The sequence below is a fragment of the Hymenobacter citatus genome, assembly GCF_014333615.1.
Taxonomy (GTDB): domain Bacteria; phylum Bacteroidota; class Bacteroidia; order Cytophagales; family Hymenobacteraceae; genus Hymenobacter; species Hymenobacter citatus.
The window spans coordinates 34,399-49,274 of sequence record NZ_JACSCY010000023.1; the positions used below are offsets into that span (position 1 = coordinate 34,399).

The following is a 14,876-nucleotide window of genomic DNA, read 5'->3' on the forward strand; positions in this document are numbered from 1 at the left end:
CACGTGCTTTCTGCTCTCCTCAAATACGCTTCTGTTTTCCTGCTCGGGATGGTTAAGTTCGTAGCGGCTCCCATTGCGGGTGTGCTGGCGGGCTTGTCGTGGGCTACGTGTTGGGGCTTATCGGTAGCGGGTATGATGACCAGCGTGCTCCTGATTTCGGGGCTTGGACGCATGTGGGCTTTGCACCTGCGGGCGCGGCGCACGGCCAAAGGTAAGCCGTTGTTCAGCCGGCGGAGCCGGGGGGTAGTGCGTATCTACAAGCGTTTCGGCATGCCGGGTATTGCCTTCCTTACACCTATTTTGTTTAGCCCGGTAGGCGGCACTGTCATTGCCACGCAACTGCATGTGCCGCGCTGGCGCATCATGCTGCATATGTTCTGGAGTGCTCTGTTGTGGGGTGCCGCTTTCACAATGGTAGCAACGCGCTTCAGCCACTTGGAAATATTCCAACACTTCGCCCCGAAATAAGTGGTGAGTGGTGAGGTGGTGAAATAGTGAGTTAAAAAAGTGTGTCATCCTGAGCAGAGCGAAGGACCTTGTCACAGTTGAACGACAAGCGTAACAACGACTTGTTCCATCATGATAAGGTCCTTCGCTCTGCTCAGGATGACACACTTTTTTAACTCACTATTTCACCACCTCACCACTCACCACTTATTTCCGCTTGCCTCGCGCCCGTGCCTTGGCTGCTTTCACCGCTTTCACGGCGGGTGCCGATGATTTACCTTTCGACGGATTCACCTTCCGGCCTTTCTGACTACGGTTGGGACCCTCCACGTAGGCTTTGCCGGTGCGCTTGTCGATGGTTACGCCGGGCTTCACCCATTCTTTGCGCTCGTGAAACGCGCCTTGGAAGGTAGGGTCCTCGCGGCGGCGCCGCTCGTCCATTTCGCGGTTCATGTTCTGCTGCTCCTCAAAGGGAGTATCCATCACCTTCACCTCCGCGGGTAGGGGTAGGAGTGGAATGTCTTGCTTGATGAGCACCTCGATTTGCTCGATGTGGTGCATTTCGGCCTCATTGGCAAAGGTGAGAGCCGCGCCGGTGTGCTGCGCCCTACCTGTGCGGCCAATGCGGTGCACGTAGTCGTCGTAATTCAGCGGCACGTCGAAGTTGATGACGTGGCTCACCAACGGCACATCGATGCCGCGGGCCGCTACGTCGGTGGCTACCAAGAAGCGCGCCTCACCGTTGCGAAACGAGTCCATACTGTTGAGACGGGCGTTCTGGCCTTTGTTGCCGTGGATGGCGCGCACCTGCCCCGGCGCCACTTTGCGTTCCAGAAAGCTGGCCACGTTATCGGCGTGGGTTTTGGTGCGCGTGAAAATCATGACGCGGTTAAACGTCTCCTCGTCCTGAAACAAGTGGTCGAGCAGGTTGATTTTGGTGAGTAGGTTGGGCACTTCGTACAGCACCTGCGTCACGGTTTGGGCTGGCTGGGCGGGCGGCGTCACTTCCACGCGTACCGGAAACTCCAGGAACTCCTCACTTAGTGTGGTCACCTTGTCGGGCATGGTGGCCGAGAACAGCACGTTCTGGCGCTTGCGCGGAATCACCTCCAAAATGCGCCGGATTTGGGGCATAAAGCCCATATCCATCATCTTGTCGGCCTCGTCGAGCACCAGCGTTTTCAGTTCTTTCAGCACCAAGTCGCCCTTCAAATACAGTTCCAGCAGGCGGCCAGGGGTAGCAATTAAAATGTCCACGCCCTGGGCAATAGTTTCAATCTGCGTTTTCGGTCCCAGCCCGCCATAAATAGCAAAGATGCGCAAGTCTGTGTAGGTAGAAAGCTGCAATAGGTGCTTTTCAATCTGGATAGCCAACTCGCGTGTAGGGGCTAGCACCAGGGCACGCGGGTGGGTTCCCTGTGCATACTTCACCTTCATCAGGAGAGGCAAGCCGAACGCGGCCGTTTTGCCGGTGCCTGTTTGGGCAATGCCCAGCACATCGTGCCCGGCCAGCAGCAGCGGAATAGTTTGCTCCTGCACGGGGGTAGGCTCCGTGAAGCCCGCCTCGGCCACGGCATTCAAAAGCTGTTTGTTTAGCTTGAAATCAGCAAAAGAGAGCGGCGTGTGGGACGTGTCGGACATGGTATTGAAGATAAAGCGAACCACAAAGGTACGCGGAATAGTCGGGCAAGAGGCGGTTGTGTAGTACAGCGCTGTGTTCAGAGCAACAAACAGTTAGAAAAAAGTTGCTCAAAAAATATTGTCAAGTAATTGAAAAGTTCGATCAACCTGCTACTTTTGTGGCATCAATACCCAACACGGTAGATATAGCTCAGCTGGTTAGAGCGTCGGATTGTGATTCCGAAGGTCGTGGGTTCGAACCCCATTATTTACCCACCGTTTTTGCAGAAAGTCCCCGGAAAAGTATTTTCGGGGACTTTTTTTATGAATTGCACCGTTGCAGGGGCATCTTTTCGCATGAATCACTTTTAATCCTCTCTGCTTATGAGTCTGGTTGTTATCGGTACGGTGGCTTTCGATGCCCTGGAAACGCCCTTCGGCAAAACCGACAAAATCATTGGTGGCGCCGCCACGTACGCTTGCCTGTCGGCTAGCTACTCGGTGAAGCCCGTGAAACTGGTAGCCGTGGTAGGCGATGATTTTCCGCAGTCGGATATTCTACTGCTCGAAGAGCACGGCGCCGACACCGAAGGCCTACAGATCAAGCAAGGCGAGAAGTCGTTCTTCTGGTCGGGCAAGTACTCTACCGACCTTAACTCGCGCGAGACGCTGGCCACGGAGCTGAACGTACTGGCCGATTTCGACCCTGTGCTGCCCGACTCTTACCAAGATTGCAAGTACCTGATGCTGGGCAACCTCACGCCTCAGATTCAGCGCCTCGTGATTCAGCGCCTCGTAAACCGGCCCAAGCTGATTGTGATGGACACCATGAACTTCTGGATGGACGTGGCTCTGGAAGAGCTGAAAACGACCATTGAAATGGTAGACGTGCTCAGCATCAACGATGAGGAAGCCCGCCAGCTTTCCGGCGAGTATTCGTTGGTGAAAGCCGCCAAAGTAATTATGGCTATGGGCCCCAAAACCTTGATTATCAAGAAAGGCGAGCATGGCGCTTTGCTATTTTGCAAAAAAGGCAACAAAGCGCAGATGTTCTATGCGCCCGCCCTACCCCTGGAGGAAGTATTCGACCCCACTGGCGCCGGCGACACCTTCGCAGGTGGCTTCATCGGCTACCTCGCTGCCACCGACAATATTAGCTTCGACAACATGAAACGCGCCGTGATTCACGGCTCGGCCATGGCGTCGTTTTGCGTGGAAAAGTTTGGTACAGAACGCCTGTTGAACTTGACGCAGGAAGAGATTGAAACCCGCGAGCAAATGTTTGCCGATCTGGTGAACGTGCCTACCCTGTCGGTAGCCGAATAGCCGCCGACTTGCGCAACTTCATGAAAGGCCGGAGCTGCTTTGTGCAGTTCCGGCCTTTTTGACATCACAACTTTTCGGCAACTCTTTCTTCGTGCAAGGGGTAGAATATAAGACAGAAGTAATCCACCCTAAAGCATTACGACGATGAAAAAGAACGAAATAGCCGCCTCCCAGCTGGCCGAAACAGATAAGACTAATATCGACCCGCGCCCAAATACCAACAGCACCACCACGCAGGTGCAGAACCTGGATAATACGTATGTGTCGCAGCAAGGCAATACCACAGATGGTAAGGCCACGACAGACCCCAAAAAAACAACGCCTATCCGTAGCAATCCACAGAACAACAAGCCTATGTCGGTAGACGGTAACAGCAAAGCCGGCCGGGGTAGCGATAAAAGCTAATTTCTGAAATCATCCCATAAAAAAGGCTCCGTTGCTAAACGGAGCCTTTTTTATGGGATGATGGTAAGACGCACCAAGCGAGTCTCCACATCACCCTTTTCGAGATAATCTTGTTCAAAAAGAATCGTACGGTTGTCGAGCCAGCGCGGGCCGGACACGCCCCACTCCACTTGCCGCTCCCAAAGCTTGCGCAAGCGCAGGCCATCGGCAGCCCATAGTTGCAGGCCGCTGGGGTCGTAGTGGGCCAACACATCGGAGTTACCACACACGAAGTGGAGCCCGTCGGGCGATATAGCAGGCGGACTCCACACCTCCGTGCGGCGGCCCGTGCGCTGGTCTACCAGTAGAAAGTAACCGCCCTCGTAGAGATGCACCGAAATCAGCCATTGATGAATAGCTGGAATGGCGTCTACGTACTCGTAGGCAATATTATCCTCGTTTTCCACTGGGTTATCGACGAAGCGCACGGGCGGGGCGGCGCTGGGGCGTAGCCAGAGTGTGCGGCCCACACGCTGGGCGGTGCGGCCAGTGGTGCGTAGGCGGGCGCGCTCTTCAGCAGTGAGGTCTAGTTCTTCGTCGGCAGCCGAGGGGATAGGGCGCAGCCAGGCGGGAGTAGGTAGGCTTTCGTAGATAGGGCGCGGGGCAGGGTAGAGCGTAAGTATGCGGCCTGCCGGCAGGATAAGTGTGTCTAAATGAGCCCGCTTGTAGATGGTAGGCTGGCGCAGGGTTGGGCGTGTGTAGGTACTCGGCGCCGGCAAAGGCAACGGCGTAGCTGGATGCCCCCGCTCCTGGCGCGGCATAAGGGTACAGGCAGTGCTCAACAGAAACGGCCCTACTAATAAAAAGGCCCGCAGCCGACTCATGGTACTACTCAATTCAGCTCAACGGACGTTAAAATTCCTGTTTCAGCCACTGCCGGAAGCTGGCGCGCTGCTCAGCCGTTGCATCAGGCAATTTCTCGACCATTCTTTTCGACCAATACTGTTTAGCATCGTCTGCCATCAGCGTAACGGTACACAGCTGGTTTTGTCGAAACACCGCCAACTCGTAGCGCCCAGTGCTGCTGCTCAGCAGCGTGTGCAGGTTCTGGGAGACCCGTCGGCCATTCACCGCCACTATTTCATCTTCCACGGCCAGGGCGTCGGCCGCTGGCGTACCGGGTAGAATATCGGTTACTTCGGTGCGCTCATTTCTAACCACTGCTCTGAAACCGAATACACTTTCGGAAACGGAGCCATTTTCAGCTGTGCGCAGCGTGCAGCCTACAAAGCGTAGGGCTTTGTTCAGGGACTCCTCCAGCGGCGCTGTTCCGTACACAAACTTGTCGAAATACGTCTGCATGTCACGGCCAGCTACCTCACGCACTACTTGCTGGTAGTCCTCCTCCGTGTAGCCTACCCCAGTTTTGCCGAAATCTTCGTAGAGACGCCGCATCACGTCGTCTAGGCTGCGTTGGTGTTGGCTGAGCTGCCGCAGGGTAAGATCGAGCAGTAAGGCTACCAGTGCGCCCTTATGGTACACCGACACCTTGCGGTCGGGCGCGCCGGGTTTGTAACCGTCTAGCCAAAGATCCATCGACGCATCGGCCAACGACAGGTTCTGGTGGCCGTAGTTGTCGAAGTGCTTGTGCAGTACGCCGTTTAGCTCCGTGAAATACTGCGCTGCCGAAAATACGCCGGACCGGGCCAGCAGGTAGTCTCCATAGTAGGTCGTTACGCCTTCGGCTATGTAGCAAGTGCGGAAGTAGTTTTCCTTTGTGAAGTCGTAGGGCTGCATCTCGGCCGGCCGAATACTCTTCACATTCCAGGTATGGAATAGCTCGTGGCAGCTCACGCCCAACAATTCCTTATACAAGCCCGGCGTCATGAGTAGTTCTGCCGGACCCAGCGTAATAACCGTGGAGTTGTGATGCTCTACGCCGTGGTAATGCTTGTAGGGTAGGATTTGGTTGAGGAAATGGTAGTCACTCACCGGAAAATCACTGCCAAATACAGCTAGATTTTCTTCCGTGAAAGCCCCAAAATCCCTGATGATTTGTGGCCAATCGGGCACGCAAGCGCCCTGTATCCAAATATGGAATGGAATACCCTGCACCTCGTAGGTGCGTTGCAGCAGGGTAGGGCTGGCAATCAGCGGCGCATCTACTAGCTGGTCAAACGATGTAGCCGTCAGCGTATTGGGAGCACTCTGTGGCAGGCCACAAGCAATATGCCAGGCATCGGGTAAGGCCAATTGTAACTGGCAGGGCTCGTCTTGCCGGCCTTCGGCATAAAGCAAGGCTTGTACCGGATTCAGATAGAGCTGGTTTTCGTCGAGCCAAGAGCCGCCGGCGTCCATCTGGTGGGCGTAGAAATTGTAGCGCACCCGCACCGTACGGCCCGCTGTGTTAGGAACCGCCCAACGGTCCTTGGTGATTTTGCGGTAGGAGAGGGCCTCGCCTGATTGTGCGTCTTCCACTTCCACACGCTGAATCTTCTGGGCGAAGTTTTGCAGCTCATAACGGCCCGGCCGCCATGCCGGCAGTTGCAGTTCCAGCGGCTGGGGCGCATCAGTAGATACTTCCAGCGTGAGTTGCACCTGGAGGTAGGACGTCAGCGGATTTTCAAAGGAAAGGTAGTAGTGAATCATGCAGTCGGCCCCACGTGCTAGAGAGCGAATATGGTCGTAAAACTACGCTTATCCCTAGGAAATAGCAGGATAAGTTAGCAGGTAAATTCTACGGATTTTAGCAACGGAAAGGCTACGATTTGGTAGAAAAAGCAGTTGAGCATTGCCTTTTACAAAAAGGCCTTGTACCTTTGCCGGCCTTACAACTGTCATTGAGTCACTTACCCATATCATGAAACGTACTTTTCAGCCCTCGCAGCGCAAGCGTCGTAACAAGCACGGTTTCCGCTCGCGCATGGAAACCGCTAACGGCCGCAACGTGCTGGCCCGCCGTCGTGCCAAAGGCCGCAAGCGCCTGACCGTATCCGACGAAGGTCGTCATAAGCGCTAAGCCGCTGCCGGCTGAAGCCGGCACCACGCCGCCGATGAATACTACAAAGCCGGACGTGCGTTCCTACCGATTTCCGAAAGAAGAACATCTGTGTCGTAAAAAGCTCATTGAAGAGCTTTTCGGCCGGGGTTCTTCTTTTGGTTTATACCCGTTGCGGCTGGTGTGGCTGTCTGCTGCTTCGCCTACCACCGCGCCACCGCAAGTATTGGTGAGTGTGAGCAAGCGTAGCTTTAAACGCGCCGTAGACCGTAACCACCTCAAGCGCCTTTTGCGCGAGGCCTACCGCCTCAACAAATACCGCCTGCTGGAAGCCGAAGGTGGCCATCTGGTAGACCGGCTGGCCATTATCTATACCGGCAAAGAAAAAAAGCCTTTCGCGCTGGTTGAAAAAAAATTAATTTCAGGGCTGGAGCGTTTGCTGAGCGACGCGCGCCCGACTGCCGCACCGGCAGGGTAGGGCACGTAGGACTTTTACCTTCGCTGCTACTACCCTATGCGCAAACGATATATTGCGGGCTTGGCCCTAAGCGGCGCCCTATCTCTCGCTGCTTTCCGCGCCCCGGACAATGAGCGCTATTTCGAAATAGCCAAGAATCTGGACATCTTCGCTACGTTATTCAAAGAGGTAAATACCTATTACGTAGATGAGATTACGCCCTCAAAGGTGGTGAAAACGGGTATCGACGCCATGCTCAAGTCGCTGGACCCTTACACCAATTACATTCCGGAAGACGATATCGAGGATTTCCGGACGATGGTGAGCGGGCAGTACGGCGGCATTGGGGCTATGGTGGCGAAGCGTAATGGCAAGACCATTGTGCAGGCCGCTTACGAAGGCTTTCCGGCCCAAAAAGCCGGACTCCTACCCGGCGACGAAATCCTGACCATCAACGGCGTCAACGTCGAGAAGAAATCCAATGCCGACATCAGCAAGCTGCTAAAGGGGCAGGCCCAGTCGGTGGTGAAGCTGATGGTGACGCGCTACGGCCAGGAGCAACCCACCGAAATCAGCATCACCCGCGACCGGATACAGGTAGAAAACGTGCCCTACTACGGCATGCTTTCCAATGATATCGGCTATTTCCAGCTTTCTGGCTTCACGGTAGATGCTAGCCGCGAAGTGCGCACGGCCGTGACCAAGCTCAAGGAAATGGGTGCCAAGAAAATCGTGTTCGATATTCGCGACAACCCCGGTGGCCTACTCAACGAAGCCGTAAACATCTCCAACCTATTTGTAGACCGTGGCCTCGATATTGTGAGCACCAAGGGCAAGGTGACCGACTGGAATAAGACGTACAAAGCGCTGGATCAGCCCCTGGACACGCAAATTCCAATTGTCGTTATCACGAGCAACCGCTCGGCTTCGGCTTCAGAAATCGTGTCGGGCACGTTGCAGGACTACGACCGTGCTGTGCTGGTTGGCGAGCGCACGTTTGGGAAAGGACTAGTGCAAGCCACACGCCCACTCAGCTACAACTCGCAGCTGAAGGTGACGACGGCCAAATACTACATTCCCAGCGGCCGTTGCATTCAGGAAATCGACTACTCGCACCGCGCCGATGATGGTACGCTGGGCAAAGTGCCCGATTCGTTGCGCACGGCGTTTAAAACTCAGGCCGGCCGCGTGGTGTATGATGGAGGCGGTGTGGCACCCGATGTGGCCGTAGAGGAGAAGCCTCTGGCGGACATTTCGCGGGTACTGATTCAGAAAGGATACCTCTTTGACTACGCCACGCGTTACCGTTCCGAGCACCCGACGATTGCTGCTGCCCGGCAGTTTAAAGTTTCGGATGCTGACTATCAGAAGTTTGTGCAGTACGTTTCGGGTAAGGATATCAATTATTCTACCGACATGGAGAAAAGCTTGGCTACCCTCACCAAACAAGCCAAGGCCGAAAAGCACTATGAGGATATAAAAGCCGAGCTGGAGGCTATGCGCAAGAAAGTATCCACCAATAAAGCCAACGACTTGGTGCGCTTCAAACCCGAAATCAAGGAGATGCTGGAGCAGGAAATCGTGTCGCGCTACTACTTCCAGAAGGGCCAGATTGAGGCCACCTTCGATGACGACCCCGATATCCTGATGGCGATGAACGTTCTTAACGACCAGCCCCGCTACCAGGCCCTGCTGAAACCCGGCACCCCAGAAAGCAAAACCCGACCCGACGCGAAAAAGAGCGGAAAATAGGTCGCTAACCGGAATAAGTAGCCCCGCCACTTGCCACTAATGCAGGTAGCGGGGCTACTTGTTTGTAAGCATTTGTATGAGGTAGTAGAAAAGACAACACAAGCTTGTAGCTGAGCCAACTTGATTTTGTGTAGCACAACCAACCCAATCATCTCCCTACCTTTGCACTATGTCTGCGCTTATTCTCTCTCTCGAAACGTCTTCTCCCATTTGCTCCGTAGCCTTGCACCGTGCCGGCGAATTGGTGGGCCAGTCAGAGCTGCGGCTGGAAAAGTCGCATTCCTCGCATGTAAGCGTCCTGACCAACCAACTCCTAGAAAACACCGGACATTCCTTACGCGACTTAGCTGCCGTAGCTGTGTCCGATGGTCCTGGGTCCTATACGGGCCTGCGCATTGGGGCCGCTGCCGCTAAGGGCTTGTGTTTTGCCTTGGATACACCCTTGCTGGCCGTGAGTACCTTGCAAGCATTGGCCGTGCAGGTGGCCGCTACCACAGCACAGCCTGAGCACTACTTGTTCTGCCCCATGCTAGACGCCCGCCGCATGGAAGTATACACGGCGCTCTACACGCACGCGGCCGAAACGGTGCTGGCGCCTACCCCCCTCATCCTCGATGAGCACAGCTTCGCCGAACAATTAGCCCACTATCAACTGTTATGCTTTGGTAGCGGCGCCAGTAAATTTCAACCGTTGGTAGCTGCCAGCTCCCAAGTGCAGTTTCTGACTGGCGTGCAGCCGTCGGCTATTGCTATGGGGGTGTTGGCATACGAGGCCTACCAGCGGCAAGAGTTTCGGGACGTAGCCTATTACGAGCCGTTTTATCTAAAGGAAGTTTATACCACAACGCCCAAACCCAGAGTGTAGCTCTGGCGCACTAGCATGGAAGAAATTATTAACCGCGTAGCCCAGAGTGGCTTGGTTACCTTCAATCTGGAAGAATTGCTGCATCCCGGCGAGCGGGTGGTCTATGACATCAAAGACAACCTGTTCCACGGCCTGATACTGCGCGAGAAGGACTTTCGCGAGTTCGTGAAAAACCACGATTGGTCGCAGTACGATGGGAAAAACGTGGCCATCATCTGCTCCGCCGATGCCATTGTGCCTACCTGGGCCTATATGGTACTGGCCGCAAAGCTGCAAGGCCATGCCCACCATTACGTGTTTGGCGATTTGGCCGCGCTGGAGCAGTCGCTTTTTCAGGAAGCCATTGCCGCCGTCAACCCTGAGGACTACCGCGACGCCAAATTGGTAATCAAAGGCTGTGGTGAAAAGGAAGTGCCTACGTATGCTTACGTGGCCATTATGCAACGTCTCTTGCCCGTAGCCAGCAGCATTATGTACGGTGAGCCGTGCAGCACTGTGCCCCTTTACAAGCGCCCGAAGGTAGTGGCGTAGCCACAGCGCCTAGGTTGCTCTCTGCGCCTACTTCTACAAGCCCGCCTGTCATGCCCGACAGCGCGGGCTTTTTAATTCTGCATCTTTAGGTTGACTATTCCGCTGATGGCTTCTTCTACCTCTTCCTACAAAATCAACTTTACTACCGGCGTCGCTATTGTAGTGGCCAACATGGTAGGCACGGGCGTTTTCACGAGTCTGGGCTTTCAGGTGGTAGACATCCAGAGTGGCTTTGTGCTCCTGGCGCTGTGGGCCGTGGGTGGATTGATTGCGCTGTGCGGGGCGCTTAGCTACGGTGAGTTAGCTGCCGCCCTACCCCGCTCGGGCGGCGAGTATCATTACCTATCCCGTATTTACCATCCGGTTCTAGGGTTTCTGTCGGGATGGGCGTCGGCTACGGTAGGCTTTGCGGCGCCTACTGCTTTGGCGGCTATGGCATTGGGCAGTTATGCCGCTAATGTGTGGCCCGGCCTAGAGCCCAAGGTGCTGTCCATTGTAGTTGTGTTGTTGCTTACGGCGGTGCATGCTACCAGCACACGGGCAGGTAGTCGGTTGCAAGTAATCGTGACGGTTGCGAAGGTCGTGGTGCTTGTGGTGTTCATTGGAGTAGGCGTGGCGGTGGCAGTGCCTCAGCCCATTCGCTTCATTCCTCAGCCCGGCGATTGGCACCTACTGCTGAGTCCGGCCTTTGCCGTATCGCTCATTTATGTATCGTATGCCTACTCCGGCTGGAATGCGGCAGTGTATCTGGCTGGCGAAGTAGCACAGCCGCAACGCAATCTGCCTCGCATCCTGCTAACGGGCACCAGCCTTGTGCTCCTCTTATATATAGGACTGAATTTCGTATTTCTCTATGCAGCGCCGCTCGCTAAGTTAAAAGGGCAGGTAGAGGTAGGCTTCGTGGTGGCCAATCAGCTGTTTGGTTCTGCTGGCGGCCGACTCATGGGCGGCTTGATTACCGTTTTGCTGATTTCCACCATCAGCTCCATGATTTTTGCCGGACCGCGCATTGTGCAGGTAATGGGGGAGGACTTGACAGGGCTGCGTAGCCTCGCGGTGGTGAGCAACGCTGGCGTGCCGGTGCGGGCCATGCTGCTACAAACCGGGCTTACTCTCTTGTTTATCCTAGCATCAAGCTTCCAGCAAGTGTTGGTCTACGCCGGGTTCGTGCTCAACCTGTTCACGTTCCTCACGGTGCTAGGGCTGTTTGTACTGCGCTGGCGACAACCACATCTGCCGCGACCGTACCGGGCCTGGGGCTACCCATTCACGCCACTGCTCTTTCTACTCCTCAGCGGCTGGACGTTGCTGTATCTACTGCGCGACCAACCTACCGAGTCGCTATACGGCCTCCTGACACTCCTGAGTGGGGTAGGCGTGTACTTCCTGAGCCGCCGTCGACCCACAAATACCGCCTAATGGTAGGGGTATGTAACTAATAAGTAACTCAGGTAGCAGTTACAATGCGCTTACTCAAAGTCAGCTAAGGCGAATAACTTGCCTGTTCATAGCTTTGCTGGACTTCCGTTTTCCTACACAATACTGTATGCGTACTCGCTTGTTTCGCTTTGTAGCGCCGTTTTGTTTTCTACTAACAGCAGCGTGTTCCGAACAAAAAACTTCTACTCCTGAGCAACCAGCAACGCCCGCTGTGGCTCCACTTCCCCCCATTTCCGATACGGTTGCTGCTACTCCTACCCCGCCACCGGCGCCCGATACCACTGCCGTGCAAGACGTGGCGGCCTACCTCGCTGGTCAGCGCGTCAGCCGGGGTAGCAATTTATATCCTCTTACAACTCAATCGGCCTGGCAGGCATTTGCCGCCAATCAAGCGCAAAGTTGGGCCAAGTATCATCAAACCCGGACCGAAAAGATTCAGCAATGGGCAGCCACAGAACTAGATTCCGTTCGGCAGCATAGCGCCACCGTTTTCTACCCGTTCAGCGGCCCCGATCTGCTCAACGTTGTCACTGTGTTTCCCAGCAGTCAGAAATATGTATTGATAGGCTTGGAACCAGTGGGCACTATACCTGCGCGTGCTACTCTCGAAAACCCTACGTTATTTCCAGCTATTAAAGCCTCGCTTTGGTCTGTGTTGAACTTCAGCTTCTTCCGCACCAACGACATGGCCGTTAATCTGAAATCAGTGGAATTGGATGGTGCCCTACCACTGCTATTGCTCTTTGCTACGCGCACTGGACATCTGGTAGAGCAAGTGCGCTACGTGCAGCTCGATGCTCAGGGCCAGCTTACGGAAGCAGACACAGCCATCATTCACCACCCTGGCCCTAAGGTAGTTCCCGGCGTCGAGTTGACCATGCGCAACAAAGCCGGACAGGAGCAGCAGGTCTACTATTTTTCGGCTGATCTCAGCGACTGGAAACTAGGAGCTACCAAAGCGGCGGCACTACAGTATGTGCGTAGCCTCGGGCCGTTGACTACCTATGTAAAGTCGGCTACTTACCTCATGCACAAAGCCTACTTCAGCAAAGTGCGCAACCTAATCCTGACGCGCAGTAACGTCGTATTGCAGGATGACTCGGGTATTGCTATGAAATATTTCCGCTCTGCGGAGTGGCAGTTCACGTACTACGGCACCTACAAGCGTCCTATCAATCTGTTTGCGCGGCATTATCAGCCCGAACTCACAACTGCCTACACCGATTCGTTGCATGCCCCGCGCCCCCTACCCTTTGGCACGGGCTATAATTGGCGGCAAAACGACTCCAATCTGCTGCTGGCCCAACGCCGCACTGTCGTTACAGAATAACTCAGCATGAATATTTTTAACAGCATAGCATCAGGTAGTAGCTGTATCTGCCTGCTGATGGTTATGTTGATCGTCAATGGCTCTGAGGGTAGGGTAGGGGCTATCCCAATACAAAGGGCGCCACCATCCGCATACTCATCGCCTGTCGATAGCCCGTTATTAGATAGCCTGCTGCATACTAATCCTCTGTTGCAGCCTGTGCTTCAACGCGCCAGTACATACGAGGTGCAGATACTGTATACCCAGATTGACCGCGATAGTCAGAATAACCCTCATTTTACGCAGCATACCTTTCATCTCGATGATAAGCGGTATTTCAATCCTGCCAGCCTAGTAAAATTGCCAACCGTTGCACTGGCTCTGGAAAAAATCAACCGGATCCATCAACCTGGTCTCACACGCAACAGTCCAATGGCAACCGGCGTCGCTTATCGTTGCCAAACGGCTGCCCCCTACTACCCCTCCGCCGATTCGGACCAAGTAAATACGATAGGCAATTATACAAAGCGAATGTTGCTAGTAAGCGATAACAACGCGTACAATCGGCTCTATGAATTTGTAGGACAACAACAACTCAACGAGCGACTCCAGCAACTAGGATATCCTGCTGCTCGCATCACCCGCCGCTTTGCCCCGTGCGACACGGCTGCGAACCGGCATACCAACCCTATCGATTTTTATGATGCAGCTACCGGACAGGTTATTTATCAGCAGCCAGCTGCTGTAAATCCACGTTCCTATTCTCCCCCACTTGGACACATCAGCAAAGGTCGAGCATATCAGAGTGGCGGCCGGCTTATAAAGAGTCCCTATGACTTCACTACTGCTAATTATCTATCCTTACAAGATGCCACTACCATATTGAAGACTATCCTGTTCCCTGAAGCGGTACCCGCAACCCAACGATTTAGGTTAACTGCTAACGACTACGCCTTTCTTCGACACTATCTATATAGTACGCCTCACAGTTCTCACTATAAACCATATGCGGCCTCTAGGTTTTTCGATTCCTATAAAAAGTATCTTTTCTACGGCCGTCAAGCAAGTATCCCCAGCCAACCCAATCTGCGCATCTACAATGTAGTAGGCATGTCACACGGGTATCTCTCCGATGTCGCCTACTTTATAGATACCACACAGCAAACCGAGTTTATGCTCAGTGCTGTTTTATATGTAAACAAAAACGGCATTTTGAACGATGGTACGTACGAATATGCTTCCATTGGCTTGCCTTTTTTACAACAGCTAGGTCAATCCATCTATTCGTACGATATGCAGCGCCCCCGCTTGTTTAAGCCTGTTTTCACTAATTTCTCCGAGGGTGATTGAAAAAACAGAAGTGTGATGAACTATTGAAGCATAGTAATGAGTTACTAATCAGCGTAATGAAACCAAGCAGAGTTCTCGCATTGAAAAAAGTATAGAATCATATTTGGAAAGTTGCGAATCAACCACCACTTTTGCACTCCCAAACCGAAACGCGGGTGGGTTGAACTGACAAGCAGGACTCTTAGCGCTTGGCAACGAGTCGGCCCGACAAAAAAAAGTTTTTGCCGGATGCTTGCAAATTCAAACAAGCTGCTTACTTTTGCACCCCGCTTCAACCGGAAGCGCCTGCTACGAAAGCGTTGAAAAAAAGTTTTCGGTAATAGTTGGAAAGAAAGAAAAAGCAGTTACCTTTGCAGCCCGCTTCGAGAGGAAGGGACGACAAGGAAGTCGGTAAGAA

The 14,876-nt window shown here is 54.0% G+C and carries 14 protein-coding genes and 1 tRNA gene; 12 read left to right on the forward strand and 3 right to left on the reverse strand.

Features of this window, described 5'->3' with window-relative positions; all coding sequences use genetic code 11:
* Nucleotides 1-48 precede the first annotated feature (48 nt).
* Entirely contained in the window at nucleotides 49-468 is a 420-nt protein-coding gene (locus H8B15_RS19600; protein ID WP_187321352.1) for a hypothetical protein, read from the forward strand.
* A 186-nt stretch (nucleotides 469-654) separates the two neighbouring features.
* On the opposite strand, the gene H8B15_RS19605 is transcribed toward H8B15_RS19600, so the two are convergent.
* Nucleotides 655-2,088, reverse strand: coding sequence for a DEAD/DEAH box helicase (locus H8B15_RS19605; protein WP_187321353.1), 1,434 nt, complete (start codon nucleotides 2,086-2,088; stop codon nucleotides 655-657).
* 179 nt (nucleotides 2,089-2,267) lie between these two features.
* On the opposite strand from H8B15_RS19605, the gene H8B15_RS19610 reads away from it, so the two are divergent.
* The 3 genes from H8B15_RS19610 to H8B15_RS19620 all read left to right on the forward strand — a co-directional run bounded on the left by H8B15_RS19610 (nucleotide 2,268) and on the right by H8B15_RS19620 (nucleotide 3,798).
* Nucleotides 2,268-2,341: transfer RNA gene (locus H8B15_RS19610), tRNA-His, on the forward strand.
* 110 nt (nucleotides 2,342-2,451) lie between these two features.
* Nucleotides 2,452-3,393 (forward strand): PfkB family carbohydrate kinase, encoded by a 942-nt coding sequence (locus H8B15_RS19615; protein WP_187321354.1) that lies wholly within the window; start codon nucleotides 2,452-2,454, stop codon nucleotides 3,391-3,393.
* A gap of 144 nt (nucleotides 3,394-3,537) precedes the next feature.
* Entirely contained in the window at nucleotides 3,538-3,798 is a 261-nt protein-coding gene (locus H8B15_RS19620) for a hypothetical protein (protein ID WP_187321355.1), read from the forward strand.
* Nucleotides 3,799-3,848: 50 nt separating this feature from the next.
* Here the strand turns inward: H8B15_RS19620 and H8B15_RS19625 are convergent, their stop codons facing one another.
* Nucleotides 3,849-4,661 carry a hypothetical protein gene (locus H8B15_RS19625; RefSeq protein WP_187321356.1) on the reverse strand — a complete coding sequence of 271 codons (813 nt, stop codon included), beginning with the start codon at nucleotides 4,659-4,661 and terminating at the stop codon, nucleotides 3,849-3,851.
* A gap of 28 nt (nucleotides 4,662-4,689) precedes the next feature.
* Entirely contained in the window at nucleotides 4,690-6,426 is a 1,737-nt protein-coding gene (locus H8B15_RS19630; protein WP_187321357.1) for a M61 family metallopeptidase, read from the reverse strand.
* Nucleotides 6,427-6,637: 211 nt separating this feature from the next.
* Here H8B15_RS19630 and rpmH point away from each other — a divergent pair, with 211 nt between their 5' ends.
* The 8 genes from rpmH to H8B15_RS19670 all read left to right on the forward strand — a co-directional run bounded on the left by rpmH (nucleotide 6,638) and on the right by H8B15_RS19670 (nucleotide 14,479).
* Entirely contained in the window at nucleotides 6,638-6,796 is a 159-nt protein-coding gene (gene rpmH / locus H8B15_RS19635) for a 50S ribosomal protein L34 (RefSeq protein ID WP_086596110.1), read from the forward strand.
* Between the two features lie 34 nt (nucleotides 6,797-6,830).
* Nucleotides 6,831-7,253 (forward strand): ribonuclease P protein component, encoded by a 423-nt coding sequence (locus H8B15_RS19640; RefSeq protein WP_187321358.1) that lies wholly within the window; start codon nucleotides 6,831-6,833, stop codon nucleotides 7,251-7,253.
* 36 nt (nucleotides 7,254-7,289) lie between these two features.
* Complete coding sequence (locus tag H8B15_RS19645) at nucleotides 7,290-8,984, forward strand: S41 family peptidase (protein WP_187321359.1); 1,695 nt, start codon at nucleotides 7,290-7,292, stop codon at nucleotides 8,982-8,984.
* A 169-nt stretch (nucleotides 8,985-9,153) separates the two neighbouring features.
* A complete protein-coding gene (gene tsaB / locus H8B15_RS19650; protein ID WP_187321360.1) occupies nucleotides 9,154-9,849 on the forward strand; it encodes a tRNA (adenosine(37)-N6)-threonylcarbamoyltransferase complex dimerization subunit type 1 TsaB in 696 nt (231 codons plus the stop codon).
* Nucleotides 9,850-9,864: 15 nt separating this feature from the next.
* Nucleotides 9,865-10,380, forward strand: coding sequence for a DUF2480 family protein (locus tag H8B15_RS19655; protein ID WP_187321361.1), 516 nt, complete (start codon nucleotides 9,865-9,867; stop codon nucleotides 10,378-10,380).
* Between the two features lie 105 nt (nucleotides 10,381-10,485).
* On the forward strand, nucleotides 10,486-11,799 hold the full coding sequence (locus H8B15_RS19660; protein ID WP_187321362.1) for an APC family permease: 1,314 nt from the start codon (nucleotides 10,486-10,488) through the stop codon (nucleotides 11,797-11,799).
* 232 nt (nucleotides 11,800-12,031) lie between these two features.
* Entirely contained in the window at nucleotides 12,032-13,150 is a 1,119-nt protein-coding gene (locus H8B15_RS19665; protein ID WP_187321363.1) for a hypothetical protein, read from the forward strand.
* Nucleotides 13,151-13,156: 6 nt separating this feature from the next.
* The gene (locus H8B15_RS19670) at nucleotides 13,157-14,479 is read left to right on the forward strand and encodes a serine hydrolase (protein ID WP_187321364.1); all 1,323 of its coding nucleotides are present in this window, start codon (nucleotides 13,157-13,159) and stop codon (nucleotides 14,477-14,479) included.
* Nucleotides 14,480-14,876: the final 397 nt, after the last annotated feature.

Excerpts from the sequence above, each read along its gene's own strand:
- H8B15_RS19620 (WP_187321355.1), top strand. The coding sequence starts at position 3,538 with ATGAAAAAGAACGAAATAGCCGCCTCCCAGCTGGCCGAAACAGATAAG.
- rpmH (WP_086596110.1), top strand. The coding sequence starts at position 6,638 with ATGAAACGTACTTTTCAGCCCTCGCAGCGCAAGCGTCGTAACAAGCAC.
- H8B15_RS19605 (WP_187321353.1), bottom strand. The coding sequence starts at position 2,088 with ATGTCCGACACGTCCCACACGCCGCTCTCTTTTGCTGATTTCAAGCTA.
- H8B15_RS19640 (WP_187321358.1), top strand. The coding sequence starts at position 6,831 with ATGAATACTACAAAGCCGGACGTGCGTTCCTACCGATTTCCGAAAGAA.
- tsaB (WP_187321360.1), top strand. The coding sequence starts at position 9,154 with ATGTCTGCGCTTATTCTCTCTCTCGAAACGTCTTCTCCCATTTGCTCC.
- H8B15_RS19600 (WP_187321352.1), top strand. The coding sequence starts at position 49 with ATGGTTAAGTTCGTAGCGGCTCCCATTGCGGGTGTGCTGGCGGGCTTG.
- H8B15_RS19645 (WP_187321359.1), top strand. The coding sequence starts at position 7,290 with ATGCGCAAACGATATATTGCGGGCTTGGCCCTAAGCGGCGCCCTATCT.
- H8B15_RS19670 (WP_187321364.1), top strand. The coding sequence starts at position 13,157 with ATGAATATTTTTAACAGCATAGCATCAGGTAGTAGCTGTATCTGCCTG.
- H8B15_RS19655 (WP_187321361.1), top strand. The coding sequence starts at position 9,865 with ATGGAAGAAATTATTAACCGCGTAGCCCAGAGTGGCTTGGTTACCTTC.
- H8B15_RS19660 (WP_187321362.1), top strand. The coding sequence starts at position 10,486 with ATGGCTTCTTCTACCTCTTCCTACAAAATCAACTTTACTACCGGCGTC.
- H8B15_RS19625 (WP_187321356.1), bottom strand. The coding sequence starts at position 4,661 with ATGAGTCGGCTGCGGGCCTTTTTATTAGTAGGGCCGTTTCTGTTGAGC.
- H8B15_RS19615 (WP_187321354.1), top strand. The coding sequence starts at position 2,452 with ATGAGTCTGGTTGTTATCGGTACGGTGGCTTTCGATGCCCTGGAAACG.
- H8B15_RS19630 (WP_187321357.1), bottom strand. The coding sequence starts at position 6,426 with ATGATTCACTACTACCTTTCCTTTGAAAATCCGCTGACGTCCTACCTC.